At 51.3% G+C, this 17,661-nt stretch carries 22 protein-coding genes; 17 read left to right on the plus strand and 5 right to left on the minus strand.

All coding sequences use genetic code 11. The features are described from left to right. Nucleotides 1-36 precede the first annotated feature (36 nt). A complete protein-coding gene (locus tag SLIP_RS04440) occupies nucleotides 37-1,299 on the minus strand; it encodes a nucleotidyltransferase (protein WP_013175083.1) in 1,263 nt (420 codons plus the stop codon). Between the two features lie 214 nt (nucleotides 1,300-1,513). Between SLIP_RS04440 and pta the strand changes: the two genes are divergently transcribed. From pta to SLIP_RS04525, 17 genes are all read left to right on the plus strand, one after another. Then, nucleotides 1,514-2,506 (plus strand): phosphate acetyltransferase, encoded by a 993-nt coding sequence (gene pta / locus SLIP_RS04445; RefSeq protein WP_013175084.1) that lies wholly within the window; start codon nucleotides 1,514-1,516, stop codon nucleotides 2,504-2,506. 105 nt (nucleotides 2,507-2,611) lie between these two features. Then, complete coding sequence (locus tag SLIP_RS04450; RefSeq protein ID WP_013175085.1) at nucleotides 2,612-3,805, plus strand: acetate/propionate family kinase; 1,194 nt, start codon at nucleotides 2,612-2,614, stop codon at nucleotides 3,803-3,805. Nucleotides 3,806-4,011: 206 nt separating this feature from the next. Beyond that, nucleotides 4,012-4,470: a rubrerythrin gene (locus SLIP_RS11985; protein WP_013175086.1), complete on the plus strand. Its 459-nt coding sequence runs from the start codon at nucleotides 4,012-4,014 to the stop codon at nucleotides 4,468-4,470. Between the two features lie 277 nt (nucleotides 4,471-4,747). Further along, nucleotides 4,748-5,098, plus strand: a complete 351-nt coding sequence (ylxM, locus tag SLIP_RS04460) for a YlxM family DNA-binding protein (protein ID WP_013175087.1) — start codon at nucleotides 4,748-4,750, stop codon at nucleotides 5,096-5,098. Nucleotides 5,099-5,113: 15 nt separating this feature from the next. Further along, nucleotides 5,114-6,457, plus strand: coding sequence for a signal recognition particle protein (ffh, locus tag SLIP_RS04465; protein ID WP_013175088.1), 1,344 nt, complete (start codon nucleotides 5,114-5,116; stop codon nucleotides 6,455-6,457). 31 nt (nucleotides 6,458-6,488) lie between these two features. Further along, nucleotides 6,489-6,761, plus strand: coding sequence for a 30S ribosomal protein S16 (gene rpsP / locus SLIP_RS04470; RefSeq protein WP_013175089.1), 273 nt, complete (start codon nucleotides 6,489-6,491; stop codon nucleotides 6,759-6,761). Between the two features lie 18 nt (nucleotides 6,762-6,779). Continuing rightward, the gene (locus tag SLIP_RS04475; RefSeq protein WP_013175090.1) at nucleotides 6,780-7,010 is read left to right on the plus strand and encodes a KH domain-containing protein; all 231 of its coding nucleotides are present in this window, start codon (nucleotides 6,780-6,782) and stop codon (nucleotides 7,008-7,010) included. Nucleotides 7,011-7,044: 34 nt separating this feature from the next. Further along, nucleotides 7,045-7,581: a ribosome maturation factor RimM gene (gene rimM / locus SLIP_RS04480; protein ID WP_013175091.1), complete on the plus strand. Its 537-nt coding sequence runs from the start codon at nucleotides 7,045-7,047 to the stop codon at nucleotides 7,579-7,581. Continuing rightward, a complete protein-coding gene (trmD, locus tag SLIP_RS04485; protein ID WP_041432719.1) occupies nucleotides 7,562-8,311 on the plus strand; it encodes a tRNA (guanosine(37)-N1)-methyltransferase TrmD in 750 nt (249 codons plus the stop codon). Before rimM ends, trmD begins: the two co-directional genes overlap by 20 nt. Further along, nucleotides 8,308-8,874 (plus strand): RNA methyltransferase, encoded by a 567-nt coding sequence (locus SLIP_RS04490; protein ID WP_013175093.1) that lies wholly within the window; start codon nucleotides 8,308-8,310, stop codon nucleotides 8,872-8,874. Before trmD ends, SLIP_RS04490 begins: the two co-directional genes overlap by 4 nt. A 111-nt stretch (nucleotides 8,875-8,985) precedes the next feature. Next, nucleotides 8,986-9,345 carry a 50S ribosomal protein L19 gene (gene rplS, locus SLIP_RS04495; RefSeq protein ID WP_207635748.1) on the plus strand — a complete coding sequence of 120 codons (360 nt, stop codon included), beginning with the start codon at nucleotides 8,986-8,988 and terminating at the stop codon, nucleotides 9,343-9,345. A 60-nt stretch (nucleotides 9,346-9,405) separates the two neighbouring features. Next, on the plus strand, nucleotides 9,406-10,266 hold the full coding sequence (gene ylqF, locus SLIP_RS04500) for a ribosome biogenesis GTPase YlqF (RefSeq protein WP_013175095.1): 861 nt from the start codon (nucleotides 9,406-9,408) through the stop codon (nucleotides 10,264-10,266). Between the two features lie 47 nt (nucleotides 10,267-10,313). Continuing rightward, the gene (locus SLIP_RS04505; RefSeq protein WP_013175096.1) at nucleotides 10,314-10,982 is read left to right on the plus strand and encodes a ribonuclease HII; all 669 of its coding nucleotides are present in this window, start codon (nucleotides 10,314-10,316) and stop codon (nucleotides 10,980-10,982) included. Then, a complete protein-coding gene (locus SLIP_RS04510) occupies nucleotides 10,954-12,423 on the plus strand; it encodes a flagellar hook-length control protein FliK (RefSeq protein WP_041432721.1) in 1,470 nt (489 codons plus the stop codon). The genes SLIP_RS04505 and SLIP_RS04510 overlap by 29 nt, the downstream gene beginning before the upstream one ends. Nucleotides 12,424-12,452: 29 nt before the next feature. After that, nucleotides 12,453-12,731: an EscU/YscU/HrcU family type III secretion system export apparatus switch protein gene (locus SLIP_RS04515; protein WP_013175098.1), complete on the plus strand. Its 279-nt coding sequence runs from the start codon at nucleotides 12,453-12,455 to the stop codon at nucleotides 12,729-12,731. A gap of 20 nt (nucleotides 12,732-12,751) precedes the next feature. Beyond that, nucleotides 12,752-13,102, plus strand: coding sequence for a YraN family protein (locus SLIP_RS04520; RefSeq protein ID WP_013175099.1), 351 nt, complete (start codon nucleotides 12,752-12,754; stop codon nucleotides 13,100-13,102). Nucleotide 13,103: 1 nt separating this feature from the next. After that, a complete protein-coding gene (locus tag SLIP_RS04525) occupies nucleotides 13,104-13,949 on the plus strand; it encodes a deoxyribonuclease IV (RefSeq protein WP_013175100.1) in 846 nt (281 codons plus the stop codon). A gap of 175 nt (nucleotides 13,950-14,124) precedes the next feature. Here the strand turns inward: SLIP_RS04525 and cobK are convergent, their stop codons facing one another. Genes cobK through cobM form a run of 4 tightly spaced genes read right to left on the minus strand, consistent with a single transcriptional unit; the run spans nucleotide 14,125 to nucleotide 17,592 of the window. Further along, a complete protein-coding gene (gene cobK / locus SLIP_RS04530; RefSeq protein ID WP_013175102.1) occupies nucleotides 14,125-14,958 on the minus strand; it encodes a precorrin-6A reductase in 834 nt (277 codons plus the stop codon). Next, nucleotides 14,955-15,695 carry a precorrin-3B C(17)-methyltransferase gene (cobJ, locus tag SLIP_RS04535; RefSeq protein WP_013175103.1) on the minus strand — a complete coding sequence of 247 codons (741 nt, stop codon included), beginning with the start codon at nucleotides 15,693-15,695 and terminating at the stop codon, nucleotides 14,955-14,957. Before cobJ ends, cobK begins: the two co-directional genes overlap by 4 nt. Continuing rightward, nucleotides 15,692-16,807 (minus strand): cobalt-precorrin 5A hydrolase, encoded by a 1,116-nt coding sequence (locus SLIP_RS04540; RefSeq protein WP_013175104.1) that lies wholly within the window; start codon nucleotides 16,805-16,807, stop codon nucleotides 15,692-15,694. The genes cobJ and SLIP_RS04540 overlap by 4 nt, the downstream gene beginning before the upstream one ends. Then, entirely contained in the window at nucleotides 16,807-17,592 is a 786-nt protein-coding gene (cobM, locus tag SLIP_RS04545; RefSeq protein ID WP_013175105.1) for a precorrin-4 C(11)-methyltransferase, read from the minus strand. The genes SLIP_RS04540 and cobM overlap by 1 nt, the downstream gene beginning before the upstream one ends. Between the last annotated feature and the right edge of the window lie 69 nt (nucleotides 17,593-17,661).

A 17,661-nucleotide genomic window follows, 5' to 3' on the forward strand; every position in this document is an offset into this window, starting at 1 on the left:
CCGGGGCTACGCGGGAAGGTTACGTAGACGGGCAGCCTATCGTATGCGAATCGGAGACACGGTGTAGTCCCGACCTCCCTGGCGCTGGGCTTCTGCGAAAAACAAAGAGTATATATCGGTGGCCAGCACATCGAGGTCAAACATATCACGGGCCACCGGGTGTGATTGTGGAGAAAGTAATTTATTTACTGTTTTTACTCTATTTATTAATAAAATTCTACATTTACTTTTTATTTTAAGAAGGATTTTTTGTCCAGATGGAGAAAGACCTAAAAGACGTAAGTAAGCCGGGCCCGTTTCATCGAAGCTTGCTGCTCTGGTTTTAGTCAGGTTGAACAGCACATATAGCAGGATGCGGTTAATGCGGGTTAGGTTATAACGCTTGGTCTTGACAAGGTTTTTCAGGTGTATCAGGCTGTTTGATTGGCGAGCAGCTTTTTTGATGCGGTGCTCCAATCCTTCTGTAATGTCATGGATGGCAGCTAGCTCCGAAGCCGTCATGCGTCTTAGGAGGGCTAAGAGAACAGGTTCGAGGTGTTTTTCTTGAACCGGGCCTTTTCCTTGGTCGATCTCGCGTAAAAGGATTTCATGGCTTGGGGATGGCAAGTATGGTTTTACCAGCTTATCCCAATTAGGGTCAGAAAAAGCGCCGCGGATGGCGGTAGCGCTGGCGTACGAAGTGAGGCTGGTGTCATGATATCCCGAACCGACACGCGGGACCAGGACAGGAACGATAGAGCTTTTGGTCTCTCGTAAGGCTCGCAAGTACTCTATGGCCAGTATGTTGTTGGGTCCCATCATGGTAGTTAGAACCTGGTTGGGATCTAAGGTTCGGGTATGGTAACTTAAATAAGAGGAAACAGCTGAGGCTCGAGCTAAAGGATAGTTGTGACCTTGGTCAAGCAAGGCTTTCAGGCGGGTTCGGAATTCCTCCGGTTCTTCTGAGAGTATGAATGCGATTTGCTGCAATAGCGGTAAGTCCGGAGTTTCCGCTCCAAAACATATATGGGTAACCACCCCTGTCCGGTCTAGGGTTTGTACCGCTCCCAGGGCAAAGTTGTATGCGCTGCGGACCGCGAAACAGAAAGGTAATTCGAACACGAGGTCAGCTCCGCATCGTAAAGCCATTTCAGCACGAGCCCATTTATCGATTATAGCTGGTTCTCCTCTTTGTACGAAATTTCCACTCATGACACATACTACTGCTTCGGCTCCGGTTGCCATGCGGGCTTGGTCGAGATGGTAGAGGTGCCCGTTATGGAAAGGGTTGTATTCTGCTACAATCCCTACGATTGACAAGGGTATCCTCCTCTTCGGCGGAACCAATCGGTTCCTGGTTTGTGGTTGTTATTACCAGGATAACAGGGTCGTGATACACCTGCAAATCCTGAGTTCAAGGATTATTACGCGTTACCATGTGATAATCTTAACAAGTCTCCGGTTGAGGGCGGTTTTGGGCTGGGGTTCCGGCTATCTATAAAAACAAGTATAAGAAAATAAAGGAGGAAGAGCGATGAATCTTTTGGATCAAATCAAAGAGAAGGCAAAAGCTAAGGCCAAGACTATCGTGTTGCCCGAAGGGACGGAAGAGAGGACTCTCAGAGCAGTGCCCATTCTAATCAAAGAAAAGATAGCGAATCCGATCCTGTTGGGTGATCCGAAAGCAGTCAAAGGGCTAGCTGACAGCCTGGGGGTAGACCTCAGCGGAGCCGAGATTATCAATCCGGCAGAAGCTCCTTTCTTCAAGGACTTTGTGCAGGACTTTTACGAGATGAGAAAAGACAAAGGCATGACCCCGGAAAAGGCTGAAACCCTGATGGCTGATCCCCTGTACTTTGGATCTATGATGGTTAAGTCAGGCAAGGCCGATGGCGAAGTAGCAGGGGCCGAGAACACGACTGGTGACGTTCTGAGGCCAGCTCTCCAGATAATCAAGACTGCTCCTGGAATATCTTCGGTGTCTGGAGCCTTCATAATGATCGTACCTAACTGTGAGTTCGGAGATAACGGGGTCTTTGTTTTTGCCGACTGTGCGGTTACTCCCAACCCGACCGCAGAACAGATGGCAGAGTTTGCTGCTGCCTCGGTTAGCACTGCGGTTAATCTCTGTGGGATAAAAGAACCTAAGATAGGCATGTTGTCTTTCTCTACCAAGGGTAGCGCCAGCCATGAACTGGTCGACAAGGTAGCAAAAGCTACTGAAATTGCCAAAACCAGGTTCCCAGACCTGCAAGTGGATGGGGAGTTCCAGGCCGACGCGGCGCTGGTTCCCAAGGTTGGTGCTTCCAAAGCTCCGGGGAGCCCGGTAGCGGGGTACTGTAACATTTTGATCTTCCCTGATCTCCAGGCCGGCAACATAGGCTACAAACTGGTACAGAGGCTGGCCAAAGCAGAGGCTATTGGCCCGATACTCCAGGGTATTGCCAAACCGGTGAACGACCTATCTCGGGGATGTAGCGTCGAGGATATTGTCAACGTAGTGGCAATGACTGCTGTGCGGGCATAACATCCCATCCCGCAAGGAGGAGTTGAGGGGGTGGGCATTAGCTAGTTTTCAATAACTAGGTAGATACTTATTTAAGAGGAGAATTTTGTTAGGGAGGTTTGAGTAATGAAGGTATTGGTTGTAAACTGCGGGAGCTCATCGATTAAGTATCAATTACTCGATATGACCGATGAGTCGGTCCTAGCCAAGGGGTTGTTGGACCGGGTAGGAATTCCGGGGACAGTTCTCAAACACGAGCCTGTGGGTAAGGACGAGGTAGTCATAAAGAAAGACCTGCCAGACCATACCGAAGGCATGAAACTCGTGCTGGAGGTTCTCGTACATCCCGAGTACGGGGTCATCAAGAGCATGGATGAAATCGGGGCTGTGGGCCATCGGGTAGTCCACGGGGGTGAAGCTTTTGCCTATTCCGTTGTTATTGATGACCGCGTAAAACAAGTAATTCGGGAATGCTTTGATATTGCTCCCCTTCACAATCCGCCCAACCTCATGGGGATTGAAGCTTGCCAAGCATTGATGCCCAATATTAAGCACGTGGCCGTGTTTGACACCGCCTTCCACCAGACCATGCCGGCCAAGAACTACATGTACGCTTTGCCTTACGAGCTTTATGAAAAGTATAAAGTAAGAAGGTACGGGTTCCACGGGACCTCTCACTTCTACGTTTCTCACCGTGCTGCCGATTTGCTGGGTAAACCGTACGAGCAGTGCAAGATAGTTACCTTACACCTCGGCAATGGAGCCAGCATGGCCGCGATCATGGACGGTAAAGTCATTGACACTTCTATGGGATTCACCCCGCTGGAAGGTCTGGTAATGGGGACCAGGTGTGGGGACATTGACCCGGCCATAGTATTCTTTATCATGGAAAAACTCAATCTTTCTACTTCTGAAGTGAATAACTACCTGAATAAAAAATCCGGGATGCTGGGTCTCTCCGGCGTGTCAAACGATTTGAGAGACATCCAGGAAGCGGCGGCTGCCGGCAACGAAAAGGCTCAGTTGGCACTCGATGTGTACTACACTAGGGTTAAGAGCTACATCGGAAATTACATTGCTCAACTGAACGGGTGTGACTGTTTGGTGTTTACTGCCGGTGTCGGGGAAAATGGCATAGATATGCGCGAAAACATCTGTAAGAACCTGGATTACCTTGGCATTAAGCTGGATCCAGAAAAGAACAAAGTTAGAGGTAAAGAGGTAGACGTGGCAGCGGACGACTCCAAGGTCAGGATCTTCGTCATTCCGACCAATGAGGAACTGGTCATCGCCCGCGACACTTACCAGCTTGCTAAGTAGGCAGTTCGGTAGCAGTATAACCATGATGTGGATGAAGCCGGGTCTTTGACGCCCGGCTTTTATCTGTTTTTCTACTCGTGTAACACGGTAGTTGCTAAGACCCCGTGGCAGGCTCTCGAGCGTTATGGAAATCGTCGCAATAAGAACCGATTTCTCGATGCAGCATAGACTATATTGAGTACAGTTATCGAAGGGAGGCTTGCCAGATGTACAAACCTTTGAGGTGCCCCTCTTATGAGGATGTTGCTTGTCAGGAAACTGACAAGGCCTTACAAGAAGCAATTCGGGGTGAAGCTGCAGCTATCAAGTTTTATACGTATCTTATCGAACTAACCCCTGACCAAGTTCAAAGAGATTTGATATTCGGCATAAGAGAAGACGAAAAAAGGCACTTGAACAATTTCCAGGCCGTGTACTGTCGGCTAACTGGATGTACCTATAGCTACCCTGAGCCGGACGTTGACCAGCCCGCGAGCTACTGTCAAGGCCTGGCGAAAGCGTTTAACGATGAACAGGAGGCTTACGAGTTCTATAAGGCGAACTATTTTTGTAATAAACGACACTTAGTTAAGAAAGCTTTTCTTGATGCTCTCCTTGACGAAGCTGAGCATGCCAGGTGGTTTAACAACCTCCTCATCAGGAATGGTTGTTTTCAAGACCCGTAGCCAGTACCAGTAGGAGTGGAGTTACCACTAGGGGGCGGTGACCGGTTAGCAGGCGGTTGTAAGCATGAGGCGGGAACGGTTCTGGTTCCATTAAAGAGCAGGGGACCGTTTCCGCTTTTTGTTTGATCTGCGTTTGATCTGCGGCTGCGAGCCTGCTGTTGAGAAAACAATATCACACAACGATAACAAATTTTGGTTTGCCGTTCTTGACAAATACATTATCAAGCCTTACAATTACAAGCTGTAAAGTAAATATACTTTACACTGGAGGAGCACAGTGCTAGAGAAAATAGAAAGAATGGCCTGGTTGTTCGATTTTTACGGACCGCTTTTGACCGACAAACAGCGGCGGATCGTGGAGTTACATTACGAAAATGACTGGTCGCTGGGGGAAATTGCGGCCGAGTTCGGCGTATCCAGACAGGCAATCTATGATATACTGAAACGGGCAGAAAAGGCTCTGGAGCACTATGAACAACGCTTGGGTTTGGTGGGTAAATTCATGGGTGAGCGGCAGCAACTGACCGAGGTTTACAGGTTATTGAAAGAAATGGAGGTCGCCGGGGACGACCATAGAAAGAAACGTGCCTTAACTTTATTGGAAGAGGTTCTGGGGAATGGCAGGTAGCGGAGGAGAGGGATAATGGTTTTTGAAGGTTTATCAACCCGGTTACAGGAAACCTTCAGGAAGCTCAGGGGTAAAGGCAAGCTGACTGAAGAGGATGTAAACCTGGCTATGCGCGAGGTTCGGTTGGCATTGCTGGAAGCCGATGTAAACTACAAGGTGGTTAAGGACTTCGTGGCCAGGGTGAAAGAGAGGGCGGTGGGGCAGGAGGTTTTGAAGAGTCTGACTCCCGGGCAGCAAGTGGTTAAGATAGTGTACGAAGAATTGACGCAATTGATGGGAGGAGACCAGACTAAGCTCAATTTGGCCGCCAAGCCACCGACCGTAGTAATGATGGTGGGACTGCAGGGAACCGGAAAAACGACGACCTGTGCCAAGCTTGCACGCAGCCTTTTGGCCCAGGGGCGGAGGCCGCTTTTAGTTGCAGCTGATATTTACCGGCCAGCTGCCATCAAACAGCTTCAGGTACTGGGGGAAAAATGCAACTGCCCGGTTTTTTCGATGGGACAAGAAAACCCGGTCAACATAGCGAGAGCTGCTCTCGAATACGCTCGTTCCAACGGCCGCGACATCGTAATCCTCGACACTGCGGGAAGATTGCACATCAATGAGGAACTCATGAACGAGCTCAAAGATTTAAAATCCTCTTTGAACCCGCACGAGATACTTCTGGTAGTAGATGCCATGACCGGCCAGGATGCTGTAAACGTGGCTAGCTCTTTTAATGAACAGCTGGGATTGACAGGGGTGGTTCTGACTAAGTTGGATGGTGATACTCGAGGCGGAGCGGCGCTTTCGGTTAAAGCAGTAGCCGGCTGTCCTATCAAGTTTGCCGGGGTAGGCGAAAAGCTAGAGGATCTGGAACCTTTCTATCCTAACCGCATGGCTTCGCGTATTCTCGGCATGGGCGATGTTCAGAGCTTGGTGGAAAAAGCCCAAGCCAGCATAGACGAAAAAAAAGCCAGGGAACTCGGGAAAAAAATCAGACAGCAGGAGTTTACTTTGGAAGATTTTTTGGATCAGATACAGCAAGTCCGGTCTATGGGACCGTTAGAAGACCTATTGGCGATGATACCTGGTTTTGGAAACTTGAAGCAATTAAAGGGCTTTAAAACTGCCGACATTGATGAAAAAGAGATTAGCAGGATCGAGGCTATCATAAAATCGATGACCCCGGAAGAACGCTTGAACCCGACTATGCTGAACAGCAGTCGTAAGAAGAGAATAGCCAAGGGTAGCGGTACAAGGGTTCAAGACGTTAACCGTCTGTTGAAGCACTTTGAAGAGTCTCAAAAACTTATGAGGCAGTTCAGCGATAAAGGCGGCAAGAAAAAGGGAAAAGGTTTACGCTTGCCGTTTTAAAAGAGTGAATCAGCACGAGGAGGTGAAGTTAGTGGCTACTAAGATCAGGTTAAAAAGGATGGGGGCTAAGAAGGATCCGTTTTATCGGGTAGTGGTGGCGGATGCCAGGTCTCCCCGCGATGGTCGCTTTATCGAGGAAATAGGTTATTATGACCCTACGACCAAGCCGGCTACGATAAGTATCGATGAGGAGAAGGCGCTTAAGTGGTTGGCAAATGGAGCGAAGCCTTCTGACACCGCTAGATCGCTTCTGAAACAGGTGGGTGTTTTAGCTAAGTTTAACGAGACCCGAAAGGCCAGATAAATGCAGGGGGTGGTTTCAGTGCGAGATCTGGTGGAACTTATTGCCAAGTCGCTGGTCGACAACCCAGAGATGGTGGAGGTTAAGCAGATAGAAGGCGAAAAGTCGGTAATTATCGAACTGCGGGTTGCTCCCGACGACATGGGTAAAGTGATAGGGAAGCAGGGCAAGATAGCCAAGTCGATTCGGGTATTAGCTAAAGCCGCTGCTGCCAAAGAAGGCAAACGGGTAGTGGTAGAGATCATAAGGTAGACCCTACTTAAGTAGGAGATGGTGGGGCTAGAAAATGACGAAGGACCTGATTACCGTCGGCGAGGTGTGCGGTACATTTGGAACCGAGGGTAAGCTGAAAGTAAGACCGCTGACCGATTTCCCCGAGCGGTTTAACGGGATGAAGGAAGTCCTGGTACAACAAGGGGATAACGTGGAAGTGTTAACCATAGAGGCTGTATCTCCTCTACGTGACTTTATGGTCTTCAAGTTCCGCGGGATCGACACCAGAGAACAAGCCCGCTGTCTGGTTAGAGCTTACCTCAAGGTACCGCCATCAGAAGTGTTTCCGTTACCCGAGGACTGCTACTACATATTCCAGCTCAAAGGGCTGGAGGTGTACGACGATACCAGAGGGTTCTTAGGAACCATCACCGACGTGATTCAAACCGGGGCCAATGACGTATACGTAGTTCAAGGAGGACCTTTTGGGGAGGTCCTAATCCCGGCGATAAAGCAGGTGGTTCGGGACATACGTTTAGAGGAAGGACGGGTCGAAGTCAGGCTTATCCCCGGGTTGATTGACGAAGGGGATGAGGACAGTGCGGATTGATATACTTACGCTTTTTCCCGAGATGTTCGAATCGCCTTTCGGCAGCAGTATCATAAAGCGGGCTCAGGAGAAGAAGCTGGTAAAGATAAACCTGGTCAACCTCAGGGATTTTGCTCTGGACCGGCACCGCCAGGCGGATGACTACCCTTACGGAGGCGGGGCAGGGATGGTACTCAAAGCGGATATTGTCATCCGGGCGGTCCAAGCCCTTAGGTCACCAGATTGCAGGGTTGTATACCTGACCCCTCAAGGGGAAGTATTGAACCAGGCTTTAGTCAAGAAAATGGCGGCTCGTGCTCATCTCATTTTGCTGTGTGGGCATTACGAAGGCATCGATGAGCGCTGCCAAGCGGTAATTGACGAAGAAATCTCTATCGGTGACTATGTTTTGACCGGGGGCGAGATACCGGCTATGGTGGTTACCGACGCGGTGGTGCGTTTGGTTCCAGGAGTGTTGGGCTCAGATGAGGCTCACACCGAGGAATCGTTTGGATCTAGTCTTTTAGAGTATCCCCAATATACCCGTCCTCGGGTTGTTTCCGGGCTGGAGGTGCCTCCGGTGCTGGTTTCTGGGGACCACCAGGCTGTTCGTCGCTGGCGGAAGAAGATGAGTTTAAAAAGGACCTTGTTGAAACGGCCGGACCTCCTGCTACAACGGGAGTTCGATCCGGAAGAACGAGAGCTCCTGGAAGAGATCCTTTTTTCGCGAGAAGGGCAGGATGAAGGGTGAGAAAGTCCAAGGTATACATAGCTCTACTGCACTACCCGGTATATAACAAGAAAATGGAGGTTATTACCACTTCTATTACCAACCTTGACATCCACGACATTGCTCGGGTTGCCAGGACCTATGAAGTAGACGGGTTTTTTTTGGCGCATCCACTTGCAACGCAAAGGGAGCTCGCCGGGCAGATTCTCGATTATTGGCAGCGCGGTTATGGGGGAGAGTATAATCCTGATCGCAAGGAGGCGTTTCGGATAGTCAGGTTGGCATCTTCGCTCGAAGAAGTTTTAGAAACCATTACCCGGGAAACCGGCCGGGCACCGAAAACTGTTGCGACAGATGCTCGGGTGTATCCAAACACGGTGGGCTACGGAGCTCTTCGAGAGGAGATGGCCGCCCAAACCGGGACTTACGTCGTTCTTTTTGGTACCGGCTGGGGCCTGGCTAGGGAATTGATGATGGAAACCGATTTTATTCTCGAGCCGATTGCCGCTGGCAGTTCCTACAACCACCTGTCGGTAAGAAGTGCGGTGGCAATTATTCTGGATCGACTGCTGGGTGACAGGTGAGTAGGGCCATTGTTATTGGCCATGCCCTGTGATATAATTCCATTTGTGACTAACGGCGGTCCGCTGCTGGTTCTACCAGAAAAGAACGCCGTGCGGAAGGAGGCGAGAAAGGTGCAGGACATCATCAGAGCCATCGAAGAAGAACAGATGAGAAAAGACCTACCGGATTTCCGGCCAGGCGATACAGTTAAAGTTCATGTCAAAGTAGTTGAAGGTGGACGGGAGCGAATCCAGGTTTTTGAAGGCACTGTGATTAGAAAGAGGGGAGGGGGCATGAGCTCGACCTTCACCGTCCGCAGGGTATCATACGGGGTAGCCGTGGAAAGGACGTTTCCCTTACATTCACCCAGGGTTAGCAAGATCGAGGTGTCTCGCCGCGGAAAGGTACGAAGGGCCCGTCTGTACTACCTCAGAGAAAGGATGGGCAAGAAGGCCAGGGTCAAAGAAAGAAAGGATTACCTCAAAGGTTAAAGGCTGGTCAAGAACCAGTCTTTTTTGTTAACGGTAAGTACGAGGATAGGGTGGTCTAGAATGACGGTAAACTGGTTTCCTGGTCACATGCTAAAAGCCCGCAGGGAAATACAAGAAAATGCCAAAGTTGTGGACATGGTAATCGAGGTAGTCGATGCCCGTGCCCCTTTATCCACTACTAATCCAGACCTACCCCATCTTGTGCGAGGAAAACCTATCATCAAGGTACTTAACAAAGCTGACCTTGCAGATGAAAGAGAAACCCGCAGGTTCATCTCTTTTTTTCAAAAAAATGGAATTGGAGCAGTGGCAGCCGATTCTCTTCGAGGCAAAGGCCTTCCCGATGTGGTGAGGGCGGTTGAACGCGTATATGCCCCTCTGGCCAAGACTCTTCTCGAGAAACGCCAACGCGTGCGCCCCGCCCGAATTATGATTGCAGGCTTGCCCAATGTTGGAAAATCTTCTTTTTTAAATAGTCTGGCAGGGAAAAGGGTGGTCAAAACCGGTGCTGTGCCAGGCGTCACTCGGGGCCGGCAGTGGATAAGGATAAAGGAAGGTATCGAGCTTTTAGACACTCCAGGGGTAATGTGGCCCAAAGTAGAAAACGACGAGCAAGGAACGAAACTGGCCCTGCTCGCTGTCGTTGGCGAAAAGGCGTACGAGGATGAAGCAGTGGCCTGTTACCTGATATCGGTATTGAAACACCGTAAGCCCGAGATGCTTAAGGAGCGCTACCGTCTGGAGAGTTGGGACGGGGAGCCGGGTGAGTTGCTTGAGGAAATAGGTGGGAAAAGAGGCTTCTTCCTTAGAGGGGGAACAGTGGACCTGAACAAGACGGCGCGGGCTGTGCTCGAAGATTTTAGAAAAGGTGGTCTAGGGCGCTTGACTTTGGACCGCCTGCCTGATGAGGTAAATAGCTAGCCCGTATCACGCAAAAGTGGGGCTCAACTCAGGAGGCAAGGCCGGTTATGGTTTCGGACGATGAACGCAAACGGCTGCAGCATATGAAAGAATACGAGTACGGCTTGTATGCCAAGGGAATTCGTTTGGTGGCGGGAACCGACGAGGTAGGGAGGGGACCCATCGCAGGGCCGGTCGTGGCCGCCGCGGTCATTTTGCCACCTGATTTCGAAGTTCCGGGAGTGAATGATTCCAAGCAGGTGCCGCCTAAAAAAAGAGAGTGGCTATCCGATAAAATAAAAGAGAACGCACTTACCTGGGCCGTGGGGATACTCTTTCCGCCGTATCTCGACCGTATCAACATCCTGAACGCGACCTGGGAGGCCATGAGACTGGCTTTGGGAGGGCTGGCCATTCCCCCCGAACATGTCATTGTCGATGGTTGGCCGATCCCAGAACTTGGGGTGACGCAAACCCCTCTTGTTAAAGGGGATAGTCTCAGCATATCCGTGGCCTGTGCTTCGATTCTGGCAAAGGTGGAAAGGGACCGGATCATGACAGCTCTGGATGAAGTATACCCCGGCTACGGGTTTGCCCGTCACAAGGGGTACGCCACCCGCGAACACTTGCGGGCTTTAGAAGTTAAGGGACCGTGCCCCATCCACCGGATAAGCTTCGAGCCGATTAAATCGATGGTGATGAAAGAAGATGCACATCAAGGGAGACTATTTGACTAATCTTTTCTTAAAAACTGATTCCCAGCTGTTTGAAACAAACATCCCTTGGCGGCAGGGAGACTTGGTTACGGGGTTGGTAGAGACGGTAAAGGGAAACGGGCTGGTTCAGCTAATGGTCAGGGGTAAGAGTTTGGAGGCGCAGACCGAGATCCCGTTGTTCCCTGGACAAAAACTTAGCTTGTATGTCAATGAAGTGCGGCCAGGTTACGTGCATCTCAGGGTGCTTGTACCTGAGATAGTGGCCAATCCGGAGCAGCAGAAGCTGGTTTCCGCCTTGAATGAACTCGGGATCAGGCCTGACGATAGGACTATAGGCTTGGCGGCCAAACTGGTTAAAAACGAATTGCCAGTAACTCGCGAAAACCTGACCAGGCTCTTGCGGATTACAAGTTTTCTAGGCCCTGAAGACGCGGGAACGGAAGAGATTTCTGCCTGGATGGTAAGCCGAAACATCGAGGTGTTGCCTGAACGCATGCTGGCCCTGAAGGGATTTCTTACTTCTGAGAACAATCTCGCGCTTTTGTTGGCAGAGGTGCGGGACGGGCTGAAAGCTATTGTAGAAGGACAAAATGCGATTCAGGAGGAGAATAGCGCGAGCCCTCCCACTCTAATTCAGATACTACAAGGTGATTGGGGCGATAAGGTTCAAGGAGAGAAAACACTGGAAGTAACTACTCTCGGGCGGAGCGGGAGTGACGGAAGGTCTGGCCAGGTCAGCTCTGGCAGGCCTACATCCGTTACCGCAGGAATTCCGTTGCCCTTCTTGGAAGATATGATAAGCCGCTTGGTGGAGGCCATCACTCTCAAGATAGAGGAGACGGGTAGCCTTTTGCCTGGCGAGATAAAAAGATTGATGGAAAACCAACTGGATGCGACTAGAGCCTTGGCCGCCCTAGAACAGGTAGTTGCCAATTCTTTACCTGAGACGGAAAACGGGTCAGTGGAACATGTCTTGAACAAGCTGAAAGTAGCCCGCTATGAGCTGGAAGGACAGCATTTGTTCAACGTTTTAAACAATCTGCCTCGAGATAACACCCAACTGCTTTTCTACCTGGCATTTCCGGTAATGGTTGGCCAAGATTACCACTTGTGTGAACTGAAAGTGATGAAAGATGGGGCGGGAAAGCAGGAACGAAGGTCTGAAAAAGATGCGTTCAGCCTGGTTCTGTCTTTGTCAACTGGCACTCTCGGCATGGTTCTTTTCCACGTTACTTATTATCCCCAGAAAAGCCTTGTATTGCAGGCAGTGGCCCAAAACCATAAGGTCGGTAGTCGCCTGCAGGCGCAACTACCTGAACTTGCTGAGAGTTTAGAACGATTAGGGTTTGAGATAAAGGGTTGGACGGTAAAAGTCGCAGATTCTAGGCAGCGGGCCTTGAAGCAGAGCTTAGTAAGGGCCAAGGAACCCCGGCGTTGGCTGGGAATTGATATTGTCGTATAAAGCGGTGGAAGGCTGAGGAGGATTACGAAGTGGACGAGAAGGAACGGCTGGAATCAAAAGCCGTAGCGCTACGTTACGACCCTGAGATTCACGAGGCTCCGGTGGTTACCGCTAAAGGCAGGGGGCTGCTGGCTGAGAAAATAATAGAACTGGCGCGGGAGTCCGGGGTACCTATAAAAGAAGACCCACAACTGGTGGAATACCTGGCGATGCTGGATATATACCAAGAAATTCCTCCTGAGCTTTACCAGGTGGTGGCAGAGATACTGGCTTTTGTTTACCGCCTAGACAGGAGGGATGTTCGCTGAAACTCGGGGAGGCAGGCAGGATGAAACGACGCATCGGTTGTCAAGCGGAAGAAATGGCGGCAGAGTATCTCGCAAAAAAGGGGTACCGGATAATTGCCCGTAACTATCGAACCTTGTACGGAGAGCTAGACATTGTGTGTGAGAAGGGCAATGACATAGTGTTCGTGGAAGTTCGGAGCAAGAGCACGAAGGCTTTTGGTTATCCCGAGGAATCTATAACCGCTCGTAAGATCGAAAGAATACGCCGCAGCGCTTTGGTTTATTTGTCGCAAGAGAGCCGAAATAGATACCGCCGGATATTGTTCGATGTTGTCGCGGTTGAACTGAATACCGGCCAACCTGAGATAAGGCATATAGAGGGGGCTTTTTGACATGGAGCATTTTCCACGCGTAGGGGCTCATCTACCCGTGGCCAAAGGCTTGAAACACACGGTCGACGAGGCTCAGGCTATGGGTTTAGAAGCATTACAGATCTTTTTGCGCAACCCTCGAGGGATGAAGGCGAGGGAACTGACAGAGGAAGAGATCGAGTATTTCATCGAAAACACGAAAAAGGCCGACATCTCTCCTGTGGTGGTCCACATCCCGTACATATGCAACCCAGCCGCAGCCAAAGAAGAGATATATGAACTGGCTTACCGCGTTATAGCCGAAGATCTTGCCCGCTGCGATCTCATCAAAGCCGATTACCTGGTGTTACATCCGGGGGCCTACACGGTGTCTTCTCCGGGTCAGGCTACTGCGAGGCTGGTGGCCTTGTTACATCGGGTTTTGACCGACTACGAGGGTAATACCCGGATCTTGGTCGAAACCATGTCCGGCCAGGGTACTGAAATCGGCCGAAACCTAGAAGAGATGGCGAAGATTTTGGAGGAGTTGGGTCGTCCTCCCCAAGTCGGGGTATGCCTCGACACCTGTCACCTGTACGGCGCAGGTTACGACATCGTTGATCCCGGAGGGCTGGAACGCACGCTTAGGGAGATGGACGAACTTGTCGGAACAGACAAGGTCCGACTGGTTCACGCCAACGACAGCGCAGGCGGTCTTGGCTCCAAGAAAGACCGTCACGCCCATATCGGACAGGGTAACATCGGAGAGAATGGATTTGCTCTTCTCTGTCACCATCCTCTCTTGCGCCAGCTTCCATTCATCCTAGAAACAGAGTACTCGGGGATTGCGCGTGATGTCGAAACCCTCAAGCGAATCCGGGCAGTTTGAGACCTACCACCTGGTTTCGCGCGGTGTGACCAAACCTCTTCACCCCGCATATTCTATTACCAAAAGCGGGGGGAGGGAAGCGGATGGACAAAGAGAATTTCGGGTTCGATCACGGATACCAGTTCCCTTGGCTGATACTGATACTGATCCTTTTCCTTATCCTGTTTAACCGGGACTAGTGCCGGGATTGCCGGACCAAGGGGGCGGTTGCCTTGTCGTCGACAAGGGCCGTCCCCTTGGTTGAACACCCCTGGTTGAACAGGTAGCAGATGACGTCTTGAACCGTGTCGGCTACTACCGAGTAGTTTAGGCGCGGGCGTTCAATCAGGACAGACTTTATGCCGAGCTGGGCGGCGGCTTCGAGCTTCGCATCCGTTCCTCCAATAGTTCCGCTTTCTTTAGTAACAACCGCGGTAACACCGTACTCGATAAACAAAGCCCGGTTAAAATCAACGCTGAAGGGGCCTTTAAGGGCCACTATGTCCTCTGGAGCCAAGCCGCAGGCAAGGCATCTGGCTACTGAATCAGGGTGAGGGAGCACCCTCGCTACCAGCCGCGGGTTTGGCTCGCATCTTTTATCTATGAAGATGGGCAGGTGCTTGACTCCAATGGTGAGCATAACCGTACCTTCAAGGCTCGCTACTAATCGGGCCGCAGCCTCGAAATCCGGAGTCCTCATCACTCCGGGGTAGTCAGCAGCTTTCAGGGTTTCTCTTTCCAGCCTGATATAGCTTATTCCCGTACGGTCACAGGCCAGCATGGCGGTGTGGGAGACCTGGGCGGCGAAGGGGTGGGTACAATCCACCACCGCCCGAATGCCGCGGTTTTCAATCAGATCCAGCAGGTCTGACAGGCCGCAAGGTTTGGCTATTACTTCGATCTTGTCAGCAAAGTTTAAGGCTTTTCGACCGTACTCGGTGGCGACCAATACCAAGACCTGGAATCCGGCATCGACAAGCCCTGCGACTGCCTCCCGGGATTCGGTTGTGCCCCCTAAGACCAGGATCACAGGACATACCCCCGTGGTGTTATCATTTTTCCGTGGGCGATATAGGTCGATTCATTGCCAATAATGATAACGGATGACATATCAGTGTCTACGGAAAGCATGGAGCCGAGATCTGTCAGGTCGGCTTTCTGATCGGACCGGCCTGCATTCTTTACTATGCCGACAGGGGTTTCCGGTTTTTTGTATTTCGACAATATCTGCCACGCTTTCGTCAACTGTTGGGTACGGCCGTGGCTGCGGGGGTTATACAGGCAAATAATCAAGTCGGCCTGGGCACATAGCTCGAGCCGGAGGCGGATCTTTTCCCAAGGGGTGAGAAGATCACTCAGGCTTATGACTGCGAAATCGTGCATCAAAGGCGCTCCTAAAACCGCCGCTGCGATGCTGGCCGCGGTCACCCCGGGCACTACCCGGATAGGTATGTGTCGATTTCTTTTTTGGGCAACTTCCAGCATTATACCTGCCATTCCGTATATCCCCGGGTCTCCGCTACTGACCAGGGCTACCTTGCAACCGGCCTCTGCCAGGTCCAATGCTTGATGGCAGCGATCTACTTCCTTGCGCATTCCCGAGCTTATTACCTTCTTGCCGGCAGTGAGGTTGGCTATCAAGGCCGTGTAAGTTTTGTACCCTATTATTACGTCGCTTTCCTCGATGGCCTGCCGCGCTTCTTGGGTCAAAGAGTCTTCGCTTCCCGAACCCAGGCCTACAACCAGTATCTCGCCTTGTTTTTTCATGGCATCTGTCCTTCTTCCGAATTCCGATTATTGGCATCATGCGGCGTTTCTTCAAAGACCGCTACCGTGACTCCGCCGTATACCGTCTTTCCGAGTACGAGCTCAGGTTCGCGACCTGACAGGTATGCGGCCGGTTCACAAACAGATCCTACTCCCACCTTGGATTTAACCAAACGGGAAAACGAGAACCTTTTCTCCACCCGAGCAATATCCTCGGCTGTCACGAACTCCAGGGGCAGCCCTAAATCGGCAGCAGCTTCTACGAGGTTAGTCTCGTAGCGTTTAAGCTCGATGGTCGCCAAACACTTGACTGCTGAGAGACTGCGATCGGCTGCTTTCAGACTTTCGCGTATCGCGAACACGATGTTGTCTTTCGATATACCCCGCCTGCACCCGACTCCGACGATGACAGTACAGGGACGGATAACGAGCACTGGGTTTGAGAATCGGGGGAGGTTGGCACGGGTACTGATGACGAACGCCGCGGCGAATGAAGCGGTATCTGTGCTTTCTGATACAGGTACAACCTTGACATTGGACGGGAATTCTAATTGTTCCAGGTAGTGAAGGCGATCGACCATTGCCAGAACCTTGTCCCCGTTGACCATCGCAGCCATCACCTGCTTTACCTCATCCCAGTTTTCAACGCGCCAACCTCGGGACACGGCTAATTCGTCAAGCGCAGGAATCTTAAGGGAATCGGAGGCAGTGGTGATAACCGGCGTTGCCCCCAGGGCCGCTGCCAGTCTGCGGGCTATTTCATTGGCTTTCCCTAAGTGACCAGACAGTAGACTGATGACGAACTGGCCTTGGTTGTCGATGACCAGGACTGCCGGGTCAGTCTTCTTGTCTTTAATCTCGCCTGCAATAGCCCGGACGGCAATGCCAGCCGCAGTAACAAATACCATGCAAGAGGCGTTGCCAAAGCTCTCTGCCATTAGTGCCTTAAAATCCCCGTTGATCGGGGATTCGCCTTCCTCCCTTCGGGCAAAACGGGAGGGAAGGTGGAGTCGCACGGTTTGGCCTCCATCTGCCAGCACCTGCCTTACTTTTCTGGCCACATTAGCCGCGGGTTCGCTGAGAGCGATGACATGGGCCGGTCTACTCTCCATCACGCTTCATTCCCTTCGGGCGTACTCTTGCTCCGGCGAAAGCCATGTGTAAACCCGGGATGGTAAAGCTCAGAGCGCCCATAATAGTCCCCCAAAAAATCACCTACCAGTATAAGGGCCGTTTTTTCAATCCCCGAATCCGCGACGCGAGTTGCGATGTCAGCCAGCGTGCCCCTTATAATAAGCTCATCCTGCCAGGTAGCCCTATAAACCACTGCTGCCGGAGTTGATAGGGGATACCCTTTTGTGAGTTCTTGGACTACTTCGTCGATCATGGCGGTGCTGAGAAATATGACCGTAGAAGCCCGGTGGGTGGCGAGTTCTGCTAGGCTCTGTCCGGGCGGGACCGGCGTCCTGCCTTCTTTTCGGGTGAGGATTACGGTCTGGGATACGCCGGGAACGGTGTACTCCAGGTTCATAACTGCTGCCGCCCCCAAAAACGAGCTTACACCTGGGACTACCTCAAAAGGGATTCCCCTTTCCCGTAAGCATTCGATCTGTTCTCTTATCGCCCCGAATATGCTGGGGTCGCCGGTATGAACCCTGGCTACCACTGAGCCCTTTTTAACAGCTTGTTCCATGACCAGGATTATTTCTTCCAGGGTCATGTGGGCGCTGTTATACACAATCGATGCCGGTTTGCGGTCCGCCAGTACCGACGGGTTGACCAGTGAGCCCGCATACACGATTACGTCGGCCTGCTCGATAATTTTTTTCCCTTTGACGGTTATCAGCTCCGGGTCTCCCGGCCCCGCCCCGACAAAATACACCTTACCTAATTTCATGTTTTTCGACCCTTCCTGTTTCGAAAATAGCCACTGATGAACACGGATTAACACAGATTTACACTGATT

The organism is Syntrophothermus lipocalidus DSM 12680, assembly GCF_000092405.1.
Taxonomy (GTDB): Bacteria; Bacillota; Syntrophomonadia; order Syntrophomonadales; family Syntrophothermaceae; genus Syntrophothermus; species Syntrophothermus lipocalidus.

Bases quoted from the DNA above. Each gene is read 5' to 3' on its own strand.
- pta (WP_013175084.1), top strand. From the start codon at position 1,514: ATGAATCTTTTGGATCAAATCAAAGAGAAGGCAAAAGCTAAGGCCAAG.
- SLIP_RS04450 (WP_013175085.1), top strand. From the start codon at position 2,612: ATGAAGGTATTGGTTGTAAACTGCGGGAGCTCATCGATTAAGTATCAA.
- SLIP_RS11985 (WP_013175086.1), top strand. From the start codon at position 4,012: ATGTACAAACCTTTGAGGTGCCCCTCTTATGAGGATGTTGCTTGTCAG.
- ffh (WP_013175088.1), top strand. From the start codon at position 5,114: ATGGTTTTTGAAGGTTTATCAACCCGGTTACAGGAAACCTTCAGGAAG.
- rimM (WP_013175091.1), top strand. From the start codon at position 7,045: ATGACGAAGGACCTGATTACCGTCGGCGAGGTGTGCGGTACATTTGGA.
- trmD (WP_041432719.1), top strand. From the start codon at position 7,562: ATGAGGACAGTGCGGATTGATATACTTACGCTTTTTCCCGAGATGTTC.
- ylqF (WP_013175095.1), top strand. From the start codon at position 9,406: ATGACGGTAAACTGGTTTCCTGGTCACATGCTAAAAGCCCGCAGGGAA.
- SLIP_RS04505 (WP_013175096.1), top strand. From the start codon at position 10,314: ATGGTTTCGGACGATGAACGCAAACGGCTGCAGCATATGAAAGAATAC.
- SLIP_RS04510 (WP_041432721.1), top strand. From the start codon at position 10,954: ATGCACATCAAGGGAGACTATTTGACTAATCTTTTCTTAAAAACTGAT.
- SLIP_RS04520 (WP_013175099.1), top strand. From the start codon at position 12,752: ATGAAACGACGCATCGGTTGTCAAGCGGAAGAAATGGCGGCAGAGTAT.
- SLIP_RS04525 (WP_013175100.1), top strand. From the start codon at position 13,104: ATGGAGCATTTTCCACGCGTAGGGGCTCATCTACCCGTGGCCAAAGGC.
- cobJ (WP_013175103.1), bottom strand. From the start codon at position 15,695: ATGAAAAAACAAGGCGAGATACTGGTTGTAGGCCTGGGTTCGGGAAGC.
- SLIP_RS04540 (WP_013175104.1), bottom strand. From the start codon at position 16,807: ATGGAGAGTAGACCGGCCCATGTCATCGCTCTCAGCGAACCCGCGGCT.
- cobM (WP_013175105.1), bottom strand. From the start codon at position 17,592: ATGAAATTAGGTAAGGTGTATTTTGTCGGGGCGGGGCCGGGAGACCCG.